Origin of the sequence: Achromobacter pulmonis (assembly GCF_002885955.2) — a bacterium.
In the GTDB taxonomy this organism is placed as follows: domain Bacteria; phylum Pseudomonadota; class Gammaproteobacteria; order Burkholderiales; family Burkholderiaceae_B; genus Achromobacter; species Achromobacter pulmonis_A.
In genome coordinates this window covers 1-16,871 of sequence record NZ_POQS01000016.1, presented here as the reverse complement: position 1 = coordinate 16,871, position 16,871 = coordinate 1, and the positions used below count along the sequence as shown (strand labels likewise).

Below are 16,871 nucleotides of genomic sequence, written 5' to 3'. Positions count from 1 at the left end.
CACCGACAACCTGTCGCAGCGCTCCAGTCGACTCATCAACTGCATCGTCACCCGGAAACTCCCTGTCTGGTCTGCAGAATCTGGTTGGTCCTCAACCCTGGCCACGCGATCCATCGCCTGGGCCTTTGCCGACATCCTGCGTGCCAGCTACGGCGCCAAGTTACTGGATGCCCGGATCGATCTCGCCGCCTTGGCCCAACTCGATCAGGTCTGGGCCGGTCGGGGTGACCAGTTCGATGGTGTGTTTGACCAGCAAGTCACGGTCTGGGAGGCGCTGACCCGGGTCGCCCGCTGCGGCCGGGCGGTGCCTTTCCTGCAAGGCGGCATCGTGCGCCTGGTGCGCGATGAGGCCAGAAGCTTGCCGGTGGCGCTCTTCAGTCCACGCAACATCGTCAAGAACAGCCTCAAGATCCAGTACGTGATGCCAGGCGAAGAGACGGCGGACGCGGTGACGGTGGAGTTCTTCAGCAGTCGCACCTGGAAGCCCGATGAAGTGACGGTGAGCCTGCCGGGCTCCAGCAGCACCAATCCGGCCAAGCTGCGGCTCTTTGGTTGCACCACCGAGGCCCATGCGGTGCGCGAGGGGCTGTATCTGGCGGCGGCCAATCGCTATCGCCGCCGCATCATCACCTTGCGCACCGAGCTCGAAGGCCTGATTCCGACCTACGGCGACCTGATCGCCATTGCCCATGACATGCCCAGTTGGGGCGCAGGCGGCGAAATCGTTGCCTGGGATGCCGACACCCACACCGCCACGCTGTCCGAGCCGGTCGCATTTGTCGATGGGCAAGAACATGTCATGGCGCTGCGCCGACGCGATGGTGGTGTCAGCGGCCCGCATGCGGTGATGCCGGGCAGCGATGCGCAGCAGGTGGTCTTTGCAGGCCTGCCCGACATCCCCATCGAAACCGGCCTGTCGGCCGAGCGCACCCATTTCGCCTTTGGGATGGCCGAGCAATGGAGCCTGCTGGCCCGGGTGATCGCGGTGCGCCCGCGTGGCGAGCAGGTGGAGATCACCTGTGTGGCCGAGCACCCGGCAGTGCATAGCGCCGATGGCAGTGTCGACAGCAGCACCGCTCCAATCTGAAAGGAAAGAAGATGAACGAACCCCACCTGATGGATGGCATGGTGGTCATGCCCCATGACGAATTTGAAACCCTGCTGGAGCGCGCCGCCGAGCGTGGGGCGCGTCACGCCTTGTCCGATGTCGGCCTGGACGGCCCGGATGCCGCAAACGACATCCGCGAGCTCAGGAATTTGCTCGATGCCTTCAACGAGGCCAAGAAAACCGCTGGCCTCACCCTGGTCAAGATGCTGGTCACCGGCTTGGTTCTAGCCTTGCTCGCCGGCACCATCGTCAAAATCAAACTGTTCGGAGGCCCGCAATGAACCCAATCTTCACAACGCTCGCCCCCGGCCTCTTCGAAGCCGGCGCCAAACTGATCGACCGCCTGATTCCCGATCCGGCTCAGCGCGAGCAGGCCAAGCTCGCCTTGTTTCAAGCTGAAGGTCAGCAGGCCCTGCAGGAAATGCAGGTGAGCCTCTCGGCCATCCTGGCCGAAGCCAACTCAACCGACCCGTGGACCAGTCGGGCGCGCCCGACCTTTCTGTATGTGATCTACGGCGTGATCCTGCTGTCGGTGATCGGCAGCATCATCGGCATCTGGTGGCCCGCCGAGGTGTTTCAGGCCGCTGAAAACCTCTCCAAGCTGCTCAACGCGGTGCCCGAGAGCTTGTGGTGGCTCTTCGGTGCCGGCTACCTCGGCTACACCGGCGCGCGTAGTTTCGACAAGTGGCGCGGCGTCCAACGATAGCGTTCAGTAGCGACTGCATCAGCAGCAAACCATAGACCCCGTCTTCATCCGCTTCCCTCTCGGGCAGCCGGTGAAGGCGGGGTCTTTTGTCGTTTGTACGAACGTACCTGCGCCCACCAGTAAACATTGTCAATAGTAGGTGCCGGAGGTTATACTTGTCATAATAATTTTGAAGCAACGGCAGGGTGTTTGTGGCCTTTAGGGNCCCCCCCCCCCCCCCCCCGAATTCGGGCGCCTCAGATAGTTTTCTTGGCGTTGCGAGCGGGGGTTTTCACAGGTGGAGGCGGGTTGATGAATCAACTCAAAAAGGTTTTGCTTGACTTAGAAATAAATGGCTTGCCAGATGGCCATCCTGCGTCGGAAACGAATGCGCAGGCTGCGGTAGCCATGCCTGCATCTGACGAAAACAATATAAACGCCATTGCAATAACCGGTATTGCATTCCGTTTTCCTGGCGATCTTGCAGACGATACCAGTCTTTGGGAAGCGCTCAAGCAAAAGAAGGATCTGGTCACCCAGGTGCCCGGTGATCGCTGGGCCAGCAGCGAACTTCAGAGCACAAAACGGTCTGAACCGGGTCGCAGCATTACCTTTTCAGCGGGTATTCTCTCGCGTGTCGACGAATTCGACGCTGGATTCTTTGGCATTTCGCCGCGCGAGGCGGCGTGGCTCGATCCGCAGCAGCGATTACTGCTAGAGCTGTCCTGGGAGGCGCTGGAAAACGCTGGTGTGCCCCCTTCGCGTCTGGCTGGCACCGATTGCGCCGTGTATGTCGGCATCTCCAGTCTCGACTACGGTACGCGCGGGCTCGACGACCTTGCCGCGATGTCGTCGCACTCGATGACTGGCAACACGCTCAGTCTTGCCGCCAACCGTCTTTCCTACGTTTTCGATTTGCACGGCCCGTCGCTCGCCGTCGATACAGCCTGCTCGTCCTCCCTGGTCGCGTTGCATCACGCCTGCCGTGCGTTGAATACTGGCGAGGCGAGCACCGCGCTCGTCGGTGGGGTCAATTTGTTGTTGCACCCCTATCCCTTTGTCGGTTTTACCAAGGCCTCGATGCTGTCCGCCGATGGGCGTTGCAAGGCCTTCGATGCTTCTGGCAATGGTTATGTGCGCGCCGAGGGTGGGGCGGTGCTCCTCCTCAAGCCGCTGGCACAGGCAATCGCCGATGGCGACGATATCAAGGCGGTAATCCTTGCAACGGGTGTCAATGCTGACGGTGCGCGCAAGACGGGTATCACCATTCCCAGCCGAGACGGTCAGGCCGAGCTGATGAGAAACGTCCTGGCAAAAACCAATCTGTTTGCACAGGACATCGATTTTGTTGAGGCGCACGGTACAGGCACCATGGTGGGGGACCCCATTGAAACCGCCGCCATCGGGGCGGTGTATGGGCAAGGGCGGGAAACACCTCTACCCATCGGCTCGGTCAAGGCTAATCTTGGCCACATGGAGGCAGCCTCCGGCATGGCGGGTCTGGTGAAGTCGATCCTGGCATTGCAACATCGCGCACTGCCTCCGCAACTCCACCTCGAAACACCTAATCCGCACATCGATTTCGTCGGGCTCAATTTGCTGCCAGTCACCGAATATCGGCCGCTGGACAAGCAAACCCCGCTGGTGGCCGGCGTCAACTCGTTCGGTTTTGGCGGCGCCAACGCGCACGTCCTGCTGCGCGAATATCGCCGGGAGGAGGAAAGAGCGTTTATCCCAGAGGTCTTGCCGCCGCTTTTCCTCTCCGCGCGTTCGGACGCGGCGCTGCGAGCCTTGGCCAGCCGCTATGCGAAACGGCTGAGGAACAGCTCGCCCGCGGATTACTACGATATCGCTTACGCCGCCGCGTACCGACGCGACCGCTTGGAAAAGCGCCTGGCACTCTATGCCAAGACACCGGACGAGGCGGCGGAAAAACTGGCTGTGTACGCCCAAGACAACGCTCCGGACGGTCTGGTGCTCGAAGAACAACTGCCGCACTCGGGTGGCGTGGCCTTCATCTATTCTGGCAACGGCGCGCAGTGGGTGGGCATGGGCCTGCGCCTCATGGACGAATCGCCGGCCTTTGCCGACATCCTGGCCGAGCTCGACGCCCGCATGCAGCCCATCGCCGGCTTTTCGCTGCTGGCCGAGTTGCAGGCCAACGGGGAAGCCTCCCGCCTCGACGATACCGTCGTTGCCCAGCCCTTGCTGTTTGCCATTCAGGTGGCCATCACCCGCCTGCTGAAAGCGCAGGGCATCGAGCCGCTGGCAGTGGCGGGCCATAGTGTGGGCGAAGTGGCTGCGGCCTGGGCCTGTGGCGCGCTCGATCTCGACGTGGCCATCCGGGTGATCGTTGCCCGCAGCCGCGCCCAGGGCGAGACACGCGGCACGGGCCGCATGGCCGCTGTCGGGCTCTCGGTGGAAGCCATGCAAGCTGTCATGGCGGAACTGGGAGAGGCGCTCGATATCACGATTGCCGGCATCAATAGCCCGAAGAACCTTACCCTTTCAGGCAGCCTGGCCGATCTGGAACGTGCCCAGTCGCATCTTGCGCCCAAGGGTGTCTTTTTCCGCCTGCTCGAGCTCGACTATGCCTTCCACAGCCGCCAGATGGACCCGATCCGAGAGTCGCTGCTCGCTAGCCTGGCCGGGTTGGAAACCCGCACTGCGGCAGGAACTGCCTTCGTCTCGACAGTCACCGGCGGCGAACTCGACGCCAATCAACTGGGTGCAGAGTACTGGTGGCACAACGTGCGCGAGCCCGTGCGGTTCTCCGAGGCCATCACCACACTCGGTGAGCTTGGCTGCCGCAGCTTCATCGAAATCGGCCCGCATGCCATCTTGCAGCGCTACATCGGCGAATGCCTCACGTCGATTGGCACGAAAGGGCGGGTGCTGCCCACCCTGCGCAAGGAGGCCGATGGTTGGAATACGTTCGTCGAGGCCGCCTTGCGTGCCCACCTTCTGGCCGACCAACCGAACCTGGGTGCCTATTTCCCCCAGCCAGGGCGTCGTGTTCAGTTGCCTAACTATCCCTGGCAGCGCGAGCGGCATTGGCACCCGCGCACCAGCGAAAGCCTCTTGGCCATCGAGCGGCGGCGCGTGCATCCGCTGTTGGGTTGGCGGATTCCCGAGGCAGCACACGCTTGGGAAAACACCCTCGATCCGACGGTCCTGCCCTGGCTCGCCGACCATCAGGTAGGGGGCGCCATCGTCTTCCCCGGCGCGGCCTATGCCGAGATGGCGCTGGCGGCCGCCCGTGAATGGCTGGGCGGTGAGGCGCTGGCGTTCGAAGAGATGGACATCGTCTCCCCCATGGTCTTCGACGGCGAGCACGCGCGACTGCTCCGTTTCGAGCTCAACGAGCGGGACGGCAGCTTCCAGATCAAGAGTCGGCAGCGCTTGAGCCAGGATGCGTGGACGCTCCATGCCGCCGGGCGGATTTTGCAGCTGGGTGTCGCCGCCCGGAGCGCACGGATTGCGCCGCTGTCGACGGATAAGACCAAGGTCGATCAGGAAACCCACTACCGCCTGGCCGCCACACTGGGTCTCGATTACGGCCCGGGCTTTCAGGGTCTGCGCGAGGCCGTCGTCGACGATAACTGTCTGCAAGCCGAGCTGGAGCCTCCCGCCGAGCTGGCGCAAGACGACTACCTCCTCCATCCGGCCTTGCTCGATGTCTGCTACCAGTCGCTGGTCGATTTCTTCAGTACCGACATTGAGGCGGGCCAAGGCGTAGCCTTGCTGCCCGTCAAGACCGGCCGGCTCGAATACCACCGTGCAGGTAAACCCAGCCGATTCCGTGCCCGGCTCACCCGCCGCAGCGCGCGCTCCGTATTGGCGGACTTCGAACTCTTCGATGCCGAAGATACCCTGCTGGCCAGCGTGAGCGGCTGCCGTTTCCGCGCCGCGCCGCTCGCGCACAAGGCGCAGGAGAAGGTCTCCCGCTGGCGCATCTTCCCCTGGCTGCGCCCGCATCCGGCGGAAGGACTTGTCACCCAGCTTCCCGCCCCGCAGGCGCTCGTCGAAGCCCTGCGGCTGGCCATGGCTGAGCAGGCGGAACCCCGTGGTCGCTGGTTCAAGGAAGCCCTGCCGCTCTTAGAGGCGCTCGTCGTTTCCTTCACATTCGAGGCCTTCCGGGCGATTGCCGAGAAAGACGGTGAAGCCCTGCAAAGGCTGATGACCTCGTCCGACCCCTATGCCCGCTGGCTGGGCAGCCTGTTGCAGCAGGAAGGCTTGCTCGCCCTCCAAGAAGGGCGTTGGGAACTCGCCGACGGCAGCGACCTGCCCGCCGCCGAGGACATCTGGCGCACGCTCGCGCGGGAGCACGCTGACGCCTTGCCGCAACTGGTGCTGCTGGGCCGGGTAGGCCGCCACCTGCCGCGCCTCTTGCTCCACCCGACAGAGCGGTCGGCCTTCCTCGATGCGCTGCGCCGTTCGCCCGTTGCGGAAACGCTCTATCAAGACGACCCGGCCTATGCCGGCATGCGGCAGGCGGTCGAGCACCTACTCAGTCATCTCGCCAGCGGATGGCCGACGCATCGCCGTCTGCGTGTGCTGGAAATCGCCGACGGTCCGAGCGAAGTCCCGCGCCCCTTGCTGGCGGCGCTGCCCGAAGACCGCCTCGACTATGTGCTGGCCTTGCCTGAAACCGTGGCCGAACGTCAGCGGGCGGAATACGCCCACGCACCCAATCTCGTCATTGCCACACTGGATGACGCGAGCTGGCAGCTGAGCGCCGAGACAGCCTTGCCGGACGGGTTCGATGTCGTCCTCCTGCGTCACACCCTGCACCGAGCTGTGAGCCCGAAAGCCGCGCTCAACCAGGTGCGGCGCTGGCTGACCGCTGGCGCCTGCCTCATCGTTGCCGAACGTCACCCGGATTGGAGCGCCGATTTTCTCGCCGGTCTGGATGACGACTGGTGGCATGAGGTCACGGAAGACCAAGTACCCCATTCCTCGCTGGCGCCGGCGGCCGCATGGGCGGAGCTGCTGCGGGCGGAAGGTTTCGAGGACGTACTGGATTGTGGCGAACCAGCGGCCGATGGCTTGGCCGAAGGCGCTTACTTGATCTTGGCGCGCGCGCCAGTCGAGTGGAAGTCCGCTTTGCCCGCCCCTGAGCCGGCTGCGTGGCTACTTCTCGCCGATGCCGTTTCTCTGGAGATGGCAGGCCACCTTTCCGTGCGGCTCGAATCGCAGGGGCAGCGGGTGGCAACAACGCAATCTCTGCCGCAAAGTCTCGATGGCATCGACCATGTCGTGTACATGCGTGGCTGGGCTGACGCGCTAGACACCGCCCCGCGCCTGCTCGCCGAAGCCCTTGGGATCGTGCAATCCCTCGCCGCGCACACCGCAAAAACGCCGCGCCTGTGGCTCGTCACCCGTGGTGGTGCGCTGGCTTCGAGCCTGCCGACCTGCGTCGAACCCAATCCGCAACAGGCCGCGCTCTGGGGCTTCGCGCGCGTGCTCATGAACGAATACCCGGCGCTCGACACCACGCTGATCGACCTGATCTGTAAAGACGGCCTCGACCGACTGGAAAACGAACTGCTTTACCCCGATGGCGCGTCCGAGATTCTGCTTGCCGATACCGGGCGCTTTACCCTGGTCATGCAGGAAGTCTCCGAGGATCAGTCACAGCGTGCAGCACCAGGGGAGCGCTTCCGTCTCGACTTCCACCTGCCCGGGCAGCTGCGCAACCTCGTCTGGCTGCCGCAGGAAGAAGCCGCCTTGGCTGAAGATGCCGTGGAAGTGCAGGTGCAAGCCACCGGCCTCAACTTCCGAGACGTCATGTACCTCATGGGCCTGTTGCCGGACGAAGCGGTGGAAAAAGGCTTCGCCGGGGCCAGCCTGGGGCTGGAATTCGCCGGCATCGTCCGCCGCGTCGGGGCACGCGTGCGGGATTTCAGACCGGGCGACAAGGTCATGGGCTTTGGCTCGGCCTGCTTCGCCAGCCACGTCGTCACCTCGGCCTCCGCGGTTGCACGAATGCCGGAGGAATGGTCGTTCGAATCCGCCGCCACCGTGCCCACCGTGTTTTTCACGGTGTATTACGCCCTTAAAGCTCTGGCCGACCTGCAACCGGGCGAGCGTGTGCTCATCCACGGTGGCGCCGGCGGGGTGGGCATTGCCGCCATCCAGCTCGCCAAACACCTCGGGGCGGAGGTCTTCGCCACCGCCGGCAGCGAGGAAAAGCGCGATTTCGTGCGCCTCCTGGGCGCCGACCATGTCTTCGACTCGCGCTCGCTTGCCTTTGCCGATGAGATCCTCACCGCCACAAACGGCGAGGGTGTGGACGTGGTGCTCAACTCGCTGGCGGGCGAAGCCATCCGCCGCAATCTTGCAGTGCTCAAACCTTTTGGCCGTTTCCTCGAATTGGGCAAGCGCGACTTTTTCGAGAACACGCCCATCGGCTTGCGGCCCTTCAAGGACAACATCAGCTACTTCGGCATCGATGCGGATCAACTGCTCACCGGTCGGCCGCAACTGGCGGCACGTCTGTTCCGCGAGGTCATGGCCCTGTTCCGCGAAGGTGCGCTCACGCCCTTGCCCTGCCGGGTTTTTCCGGCCGAGCGCGTGATCGATGCCTTCCGTACCATGCAGCAGGCCCGGCACATCGGCAAGGTGGTCGTCTCGCTTGCCGACGCACGGCCGGTGGTCGAACGGCCGGCGACGGCCCCAGCGCCGCTGCAGCTGGCCAAGGACTCGACCTGGATCGTGACGGGCGGCGTTTCGGGCTTTGGCCTGGAGTCGGCGCGCTGGCTGGCCGCACATGGCGCAGGAAATCTCGTCCTGGTGGGGCGTCGTGGCCTGGACACCCCGGGCGCCAGGGAAGCGGTCGAAGATTTCACGGCCAAGGGCATCCAGGTGCAGGCGCTGGCTTGCGACATTAGCGATCCTGCAGCGGTAGCGCGCATGGTCGAGCATGTGCGCAAGACCTGCCCGCCCATCCAGGGCGTGCTGCACGCTGCGGCCGTCTTTGACGATGCCCTGGTGCAGAGCCTCGACGCTACGCGTATGGAAGCCGTGCTCGCGCCCAAGCTGCTGGGCGCCTGGAACCTGCATCAGGCCACGCTCGATGTGCCGCTCGACCACTTCGTACTCTACTCCTCGATCACCACGGCCATCGGCAACCCCGGCCAGGCCAACTACGTCGCCGCCAATGCCGGGCTGGAAGGTCTGGCCGAAATGCGTCGGCACATGGGCTTGCCCGCCGTTTGCGTCGGCTGGGGCCCGATTGGCGATGCGGGCTATCTCACCCGCAACGAAGCGGTGCGCGACAGCTTGGGCCAGCGCCTCGGCAAACCGCCGTTGCGTACGCTGCAGGCGTTGAACGAGCTTGACCATCTACTGCCTCAAGGCAGCTCTCTCGCTGTTGCCAATTTCGACTGGAACACGCTGGCCCGTCTGCTGCCTTCCGCCACTCGCGGTCGTTTTTCCGTTCTCAACCGCAGCCTCAAAAGCACAGGCCTAACGGAAAACGAAGCGGATTTTCAAACGCTCTGTGCCGGTAAATCGCCTGAAGAAGTCGCCGTCATCGTCCAGCAACTGGTGGTGCAGGAAGTCGCACAAATCCTCGCCATCGGCGCCGATCGTATTGACCCCACACGCAGCCTGCACGATCTGGGGCTGGATTCGCTCATGGCCGTCGAACTGGCGCTGGGGCTGGAACAACGCTTTGGCATTCAGTTGCCGGTGATGATGCTCAACGAGTCGCCCACGGCGGAAAAGGTCACTCAGCGCATCGTGGAAAAACTGCTCGGCGGCACTGACGAGGGCGATTCAACCCCCAACCCGGTCGATGCCGTGGTTCAGGGCATCGCCAAGCAACATGGCGAAGCCGTGACTGCCGAAGAATTACAGCAGATCACCCAGGATGCCCGCGCGCTACAAAAACAAGGTACGAGGCTCACCGCATGACCCAGTCATCACTCGGCCTGAAGGCCAAGCAACAGCTCATCGAGCGTTTCCTCGGCAAAAAAGTCGGCGCTGACGGGACGGCGCCTCAGACGGCCGCTACCCGGTCGTTGTATCGCGCCAAGGTGCCGGAAGCCTTCACCCGCTTCGACCGCCACCCCGGCTACGAAAAAATGCTGGTGCCCAAGGCGGCGGCGGATCGTCTGGGGCTGCGCAACCCGTTCTTCATCGCCCACGATGGCGTGGCCGGCGCAGTCACCCGCATCAATGGGCGTGAATTCATCAATTTTTCGAGCTACAACTACCTGGGGCTGGCTGGGCATCCGGCTGTCAACAAGGCCGCGAAGGACGCCATTGATCACTACGGCACCTCCGCCTCCGCCAGCCGTCTGGTCGCGGGTGAACGCCCCATCCAGCGTGAACTGGAAGAAGCCTTGGCGGCACTCTACGAGGTCGAAGACTGCGTGGTCTTCGTCAGCGGCCACGCGACCAATGTCTCGACCATCGGTTACCTGTTCGGCCCCAAAGACCTCGTCATCCACGACTCGCTTATCCACAACAGCGTGCTCGAAGGCATCAAGCTCTCTGGGAGCACGCGGCGCAGCTTTCCGCACAACGATACCCAGGCACTCGATGCGATCCTTGCCGAAATCCGCCATCAGTTCGAGCGCGTGCTCATCGTCGTCGAAGGGCACTACAGCATGGATGGCGACATCCCCGACTTGCCCGCGCTCATCGACATCAAGCGCCGCCACGGCTGTTTTCTGATGGTGGACGAAGCGCATGCCCTGGGGGTGCTGGGGGCAAAGGGCAAAGGCAGCCACGAGCATTTCGATGTGGCTGGCAAGGATGTAGATATCTGGATGGGCACCCTCTCCAAAACGCTGGCCGGCTGCGGCGGCTACATCGCCGGCGAGCGGGCGCTGGTCGAGCACCTTAAATACGCCGCGCCAGGCTTCGTTTACAGCGTTGGCATCGCCCCGCCGCTGGCGGCCGCATCGCTTGCCGCGCTCCGAATCATGCTCAACGAGCCCGAGCGTGTTGCCCGTTTGCAGGAAAACGGCCGGATGTTCCTCAAGATGGCGAAAGAAAGCGGGCTCGATGCCGGCACCTCGCAGGGCTTCGCCATCGTGCCTGCGATTACCGGCAGCTCGCTCAAGGCGGCAAAGCTGTCCAACCGGCTTTTTGACAGCGCCATCAACGTCCAGCCCATTGTCCATCCGGCGGTGGAGGAAAAGGCGGCGCGGCTGCGATTTTTTATTTCGGCGATGCATAGCGAAAAACACTTCGGATATGTGTGCGAAAGCATCCAAAGATCGCTATGACTGACAAGGACAAATCATGAAACCCCCAACTATTGTTCGGATAAGCTTGGTTTACCTAGGGAAGGTCTGAAGAACTCGATTTCAAACATCCAAAAATCGACCTCATGACCAAAGTATTCAAAAATGGTTAAAAACTGCTCAAATCATCGCCACTTTCGGGTTGTTTGCACCCCGATCAGGCCCGTTTTCGGGCCTGTTGGCGCTTTTTGGGCGCACTTACCCTGCCACCGCCGTCAACGGGCGGCGTGCCATCCAGATATTGGACAGCGTAAACAACATTTTCAAATGCGCAGTGTTCTTGGCCAGTCCACGGAATCTGACTTTACGAAACCCGAATTGGCATTTGATGACACGAAACGGATGCTCAACCTTGGCTCGAAGACTGGATTTGGCCCGCTCAATGTTTTGCGTCAAACGATCAATTGCGCTGTTACCCAAGGCGCGCCGTTTGCCGGGGCGCATGGCAATGTGCCAGGTTACGTCACGCCCTTGGTGCTCGGGTCGTTTGTCTACGCCTTGATAACCGGCATCGCCAAAAGCCAACGTTTCTTCACCATGCAGCAACGCAGCCGCCTGAGTAACATCATGCTCATTGGCAGCGGTGCCCACCACCGTGTGGACCAGCCCGCTGTGAAGATCAACCCCAATGTGGGCCTTCATCCCAAAGTGCCACTGGTTTCCCTTTTTGGTCTGATGCATCTCGGGGTCCCGCGTGCCGCTGGCGTTCTTGGTCGAGCTGGGTGCATCGATAATTGTGGCGTCCACAATGGTGCCTTTGCGCACCTGAATGCCTTGATCCTGCAACAGCAGGTTGACCGCCTCAAGCGCTTGGTCGGCAATGTTGTGCTGCTCGAGCAGATGACGGAAGTTCAAAATGGTGGTCTCGTCCGGCACACGACCTCCAGGCAGTTTGGCAAACTGGCGCATCGAAAAGCTGTCGTACAGCGTCTCTTCCATGGCCGGGTCCGACAGCGAAAACCACAGTTGCATGAAGTAGATGCGCAGCATCGTTTCCAGCGGATACGGTGGACGACCGATGCCCGGTTTGGGGTAATGCGGATCGACCAGATCGGCAAAGAGCTTCCACGGCACCGCACGCTCCATCTTGGCCAGAAACTTCTCACGGCGCGTTTTCTTGCGTTTGCCAACGTACTCGGCTTCGGAAAAACTCAACTGGCTCATCGGGTTCACTCGGATCGGACTGTTTTCAATAACTTATATTCTGACAGGTTCGTTGGACTTGTTCAGAGGTTCCCTAGGACTGGTTTTTGCACTTTCTGGCTGTGCAACATTGCCGGATTGGTTGTCAGCCTCGGGCCCGAGTCGGGAGCAGGTCCAGGAAAAGCGCGAAACTGGACGCATTGAAGGCATTCAATTGATTGACGTTAATGATGCCTTGGCCAGAAACCTCGCCAAAAGCAAAAAGCTCGGTCAGTTCATCGATGTATTCCCAAGCAATGGTTCCAACAACTATCTGATCGGCCCGGGCGACATCATCGAGGTTTCTGTTTGGGAAGCGCCGCCCGCGATGCTGTTTGGCTCGGTTGTGCTTGATCCCAAGGCAGGCCCGACTACCACGCGCGTTGTCACTTTTCCGGAGCAGATGGTCACGCCAGACGGCACGATCAACATGCCCTTCGCTGGCAGAGTGCCCGTCAAGGGACGCACCACGCAGGACATCGAGGCGGACATCGTCAAACGCCTCACCGGCAAGGCCCACCAACCGCAGGTGTTGGTACGGGTCATCAAGAACAACACATCGAATGTCACCGTGGTGGGCGAAGTGAATAACAGTACCCTCTTGCCGCTGACCCCGAAGGGCGAACGCCTGCTCGATGCCCTGGCTGCCGGGGGCGGAGTGAAGCAACCAATCAACCGTGTGGCCGTACAGATCTCTCGTGACAACGTGACGGCTACCATGCCGCTCGACCTCGTCATCCGCGACCCCCGGCAAAACATCCTGCTCAAGCCGGGTGATGTCGTAACCGCCCTGTTCCAGCCGCAAAGTTTCTCGGTGCTCGGTGCGACCGGAAAGAATGAAGAAATTCCATTTGAAGCCCAAGGCATTTCACTTGCCCAGGCTCTGGCCCGCTCCGGCGGTCTCAACGACAGTCGTGCCGATGCCCGTGGCGTGTTTGTATTCCGCTTCGAAGATGCGAAGCTGGTCGACGCAAAAGGCCAGGTACCCCAATCAGCCGATGGCACGGTGCCTGTGGTTTACCAGATTGACCTGCGCGACCCGGCCTCGCTGTTCGTTACGCAGAACTTCCCTGTTCAAAACCGCGATGTGATTTACGTTGCCAACTCGCCAGAGGCCGAATTCAATAAATTCCTGCGGCTGGTCGTGTCGGTTGCCATGCCCAGCGTAACCATCAACCGGGCCCTGAGCAATTGAACCGCAACCCGCTCGCCGTTACGTTTGCCGTCTGGCGCGCTATTTTCTTGCGCGAGGCGCTCGATCGGCTGTTCGACATGCGTTTTGCCTGGTTCTGGCTGCTGGCAGAACCCGTGTTGCATATCGCCTTCATCACTTTCGTCATGACCGTGATTCGGGTGCGTACCGTCGGCAACGCGGACGTCGTTGTCTGGATCATCGTTGGCATGCTGGCCTTCTTCCTGTTTCGCCGCACGGCGGTTCAGGTGACCTATGCCGTTGATTCCAACCGTCCGCTATTCACCTATCGCCAGGTCAAACCCTTTGACCCCGCCATCGCTCGGGCGGTGCTCGAAGCCTTTTTGATGGCCATCATTGCTGGCGTCATCCTCCTCACCGCCGCGCTATTGGGCCATGACACCTTTCCGGCCGACGCTTTGTTGGTGATGCAGGCGGTTTTCGGGCTCTGGCTGTTCGGCATCGGTTACGGGCTGGTTGCATCGGTGCTGATGGCACTTGCGCCGGAAATGGAGCACGTTCTCAAGATCGTGATGTTGCCGCTTTACTTGATTTCTGGCGTCATCTGGCCATTGGCCAGCATACCCATGCCCTATCGCGACATTTTGATGATCAACCCCATCGCGCACGGGCTAGAGCTGGTTCGCATGGGCTTTTTCCCCTACTACCACACGGTACCCGGCCTCAGCATGCCGTATCTGTTTGCTTGGGGCGTAGTCAGCATCTTTCTCGGCCTGCTGTTGTATCGCCGATTCGCCATTCAGATGGTGATGCGATGATCGTCATCGAAGATGTTCATAAACGTTACAAAACCGAGCATGGCCCCGGCAAATGGGTCTTGCAGGGCGTAACGCTGACGATCCCCCGCAACGTCAATGTCGGCCTGATTGGCGCCAACGGCGCCGGCAAGTCCACGTTGCTGCGCATCATCGGCGGAATCGATCATCCCAACAAAGGGCGGGTAGAGCGCCGCTGCCGCGTCTCCTGGCCGATGGGCAACGGCGGCCTGGAGCCGACGCTGACCGGCCGCCAGAATGCCAAGTTCGTCTGCCGGGTGCATGGCCACCAGGACGATCTTGCGGACAGGCTGGCGTTCGTGAAAGATTTCTCGGAACTCGGCGAGGCTTTCGACGAACCGGTGAACACTTACTCCTCCGGCATGCGCTCGCGGCTGCAATTCGCCCTCTCACTGGCCTTCGACTTCGACATCTACATCTCGGACGAAGTGACCGCTGCCGGAGACGCCGCTTTTCGCAAAAAAGCTGCCGACGCCTTCAAAAACATGGCCAACCGCGCCGGACTCATCATGGTGGCTCACGACGAGGGCACGCTCAAAAAATTCTGCCAAGCCGGCGTTTTACTTCATGGTGGCAAAGCCCATTGGTTTGACGACATCGGCGAGGCATTCAAAGCATATAAGGGAACAATGACAACATGACGGCGACGCAGAATGATGCTGTAAATACCCGGGTTGACAGATTCAGGGCTTTTTTCCAGACAGGCTGGCTCTCGACCCGGCTTTTCCCGCGCCTGATTCGGCTTACGCTCATTGGCGCAGTGTTGGCGACCGCCTATTGGCTGCTCATCGCATCCGACCGCTACGTCTCTGAAGCCAGCGTCATCATCCGCAAGACGGATTCGGTTGCGGCGCCCACGCCAGATCTGTCCATGCTCATTGCCGGCATTGCCGCCGTCAATCGCAACGATCAGATGTTGTTGCGCGAGTATTTGCTCTCGGTGGACATGCTCAAAAAGCTCGATGCCGAGCTCAACCTCAAAGCCCACTACGGTGACTGGGGCCGGGACTGGGTTTCGCGCATGTGGCTCACCGATATGGAGTGGTTTCACCGGCATTACCTCTCGCGGGTTGCCATCGAGTACGACGACTATGCGGGCGTATTGCGCATCAAGGCGCAAGCCTACGATTCAACAACGGCCCGGGCCATTGCAGATACCCTGGTGCGCGAGGGCGAACGCTACATGAACCAGCTCGGCCACGAGCTGGCCCAAACCCAGGTGAACTTCCTGACCACCCAGGTGGATCTGGCCCAATTGCGCTTTCAGCAGGCCAGCCAGCGGCTCTTGGCGTTCCAGAACAAAAAAGGCCTGCTCTCGCCCCAGGCCACCGCCGAGAGTCTGAATGTCCTCGTTGCCAAGCTCGAAGAGCAACGTGCCCAGTTGCAGACGCAGTTGGCCTCCTTGCCAAAAAATCTGGATCGCGACCACCCCAATATCGTGATGCTCAGGCAATCCCTCGCCGCCGTCGACCGGCAGATCGGCGAGGAAAAAGCCAAGCTGGCCAATCCAGTGGGCAAGACGCTCAACATCACCATGGAAGAATTTCAGCGTTTGCAAATGGAAGTCACCTTCACGCAAGAGCTCTACAAAACCGCGCTCGCCGCGCTGGAAAAGGGCCGTATCGACGCCACGCGCATGCTGGAAAAAGTATCCGTCCTGCAAACGCCCACCTTGGCCGAATACCCTATGGAGCCACGCCGCATCTACAACGCCGTCATTACCTTGCTGTTCGGTCTGATGCTGGTAGGCATCTTGAAATTACTGGAAAGCATCGTGCTCGATCACGTGGATTGAAGCAAGCTGGAGCTCACATGAATACTTCATCATTGGCCTGACCCCATAGGGTGGTCCGGTTTCAATCTTAGTTCATGATCGGCCTTGGGGCTATTGCCTGGGCAGATGACGGTGCTGCTCCGCTTGCTGGCGCAGGCCAGATGATGGCCTCGGGTGCCGGTGGCTTGTATCCAAGCGACGAGTGTGGCCTCTCGGTGTTGTAGTACCGCCGCCAGGCTTCGATGATGATCTTGGCCTCGGCGAGGCTGTAGAAGATCTCACCGTCGAGCAGTTCGTCGCGGAGCTTCGAGTTGAAGCTCTCGCAGTAGCCGTTCTCCCAAGGGCTTCCAGGTTCGATGAACGCTGTCTTTGCGNTGGGGCATTCCAACGTCCTCCTACGGCTCAATAGCCTACTTCAGGGAGGACCACTTTTCAGGGGGCAGACCACATCGTGCAGGCGGCGTTGCTGCAGTTGAATCACTATTGGCTTCCGCCTCGGTATCGCCCGTCATGCAGGCCAACGCACTTACCGTGCTTGCACGTAGCCTGATGCACGTCGATCCGGCAATGGCGGCAGAAGTTGCGCAGCGGGCGTTTTCTAAGGATCCGCGTCCGTTTCGCTTGAAGTGGCTCGCATTTCGTGTACACGAGGCTGGCGATGCCAATCGAGCGGAAGCGATGCTAGATGCTTTGCCGGCAGACATAAAGTTCAGCGACTCTGAGGAGCGGCAGGCGAGTCGGATTCGCAGTGAGGCGAAACAAGCGCGCCTAAGCGAGGCAAGGCGGAAGACAAATTATTCTGAGGGGCGCGTCGAGATCGAACGCCAGATGACCCAACTGGTCCAGATGCGAGAAGAACAGGCCAAGCTGGCC

General features: G+C 61.3%; 11 protein-coding genes and 1 pseudogene. 10 read left to right on the top strand and 2 right to left on the bottom strand.

Annotated features, from left to right (window positions below):
- The 5 genes from C1I89_RS32445 to C1I89_RS32425 all read left to right on the top strand — a co-directional run.
- The coding region (locus tag C1I89_RS32445; RefSeq protein ID WP_219929631.1) for a phage tail protein at positions 1 to 1,087 on the top strand (1,087 nt) is incomplete at its 5' end.
- 11 nt (positions 1,088 to 1,098) lie between these two features.
- A complete protein-coding gene (locus tag C1I89_RS32440) occupies positions 1,099 to 1,389 on the top strand; it encodes a DUF6127 family protein (protein ID WP_019484518.1) in 291 nt (96 codons plus the stop codon).
- Entirely contained in the window at positions 1,386 to 1,814 is a 429-nt protein-coding gene (locus C1I89_RS32435; protein ID WP_102776288.1) for a holin family protein, read from the top strand. The genes C1I89_RS32440 and C1I89_RS32435 overlap by 4 nt, the downstream gene beginning before the upstream one ends.
- Before the next feature lie 291 nt (positions 1,815 to 2,105).
- Positions 2,106 to 9,713, top strand: a complete 7,608-nt coding sequence (locus C1I89_RS32430; RefSeq protein ID WP_258231575.1) for a type I polyketide synthase — start codon at positions 2,106 to 2,108, stop codon at positions 9,711 to 9,713.
- Positions 9,710 to 11,035: an aminotransferase class I/II-fold pyridoxal phosphate-dependent enzyme gene (locus tag C1I89_RS32425; protein WP_102776286.1), complete on the top strand. Its 1,326-nt coding sequence runs from the start codon at positions 9,710 to 9,712 to the stop codon at positions 11,033 to 11,035. Before C1I89_RS32430 ends, C1I89_RS32425 begins: the two co-directional genes overlap by 4 nt.
- 216 nt (positions 11,036 to 11,251) lie before the next feature.
- Here C1I89_RS32425 and C1I89_RS32420 read toward each other — a convergent pair whose 3' ends face one another.
- Positions 11,252 to 12,217 carry an IS5 family transposase gene (locus C1I89_RS32420; protein WP_102770808.1) on the bottom strand — a complete coding sequence of 322 codons (966 nt, stop codon included), beginning with the start codon at positions 12,215 to 12,217 and terminating at the stop codon, positions 11,252 to 11,254.
- A gap of 58 nt (positions 12,218 to 12,275) precedes the next feature.
- On the opposite strand from C1I89_RS32420, the gene C1I89_RS32415 reads away from it, so the two are divergent.
- The 4 genes from C1I89_RS32415 to C1I89_RS32400 are packed head-to-tail and all read left to right on the top strand — an operon-like array spanning position 12,276 to position 16,019.
- Positions 12,276 to 13,430 (top strand): polysaccharide biosynthesis/export family protein, encoded by a 1,155-nt coding sequence (locus C1I89_RS32415; RefSeq protein WP_258231574.1) that lies wholly within the window; start codon positions 12,276 to 12,278, stop codon positions 13,428 to 13,430.
- Positions 13,427 to 14,206 (top strand): ABC transporter permease, encoded by a 780-nt coding sequence (locus C1I89_RS32410; RefSeq protein WP_102776284.1) that lies wholly within the window; start codon positions 13,427 to 13,429, stop codon positions 14,204 to 14,206. The genes C1I89_RS32415 and C1I89_RS32410 overlap by 4 nt, the downstream gene beginning before the upstream one ends.
- Positions 14,203 to 14,865: an ABC transporter ATP-binding protein gene (locus C1I89_RS32405; protein WP_102776283.1), complete on the top strand. Its 663-nt coding sequence runs from the start codon at positions 14,203 to 14,205 to the stop codon at positions 14,863 to 14,865. The genes C1I89_RS32410 and C1I89_RS32405 overlap by 4 nt, the downstream gene beginning before the upstream one ends.
- Positions 14,862 to 16,019, top strand: a complete 1,158-nt coding sequence (locus C1I89_RS32400; RefSeq protein WP_108627548.1) for a chain-length determining protein — start codon at positions 14,862 to 14,864, stop codon at positions 16,017 to 16,019. Before C1I89_RS32405 ends, C1I89_RS32400 begins: the two co-directional genes overlap by 4 nt.
- 67 nt (positions 16,020 to 16,086) lie before the next feature.
- On the opposite strand, the pseudogene C1I89_RS32395 reads toward C1I89_RS32400, so the two are convergent.
- Positions 16,087 to 16,371, bottom strand: a pseudogene (locus C1I89_RS32395) (integrase core domain-containing protein); the annotation flags it as partial.
- Positions 16,372 to 16,508: 137 nt separating this feature from the next.
- Between C1I89_RS32395 and C1I89_RS32390 the strand changes: the two are divergent.
- The coding region (locus C1I89_RS32390) for a hypothetical protein (RefSeq protein ID WP_146196971.1) at positions 16,509 to 16,871 on the top strand (363 nt) is incomplete at its 3' end.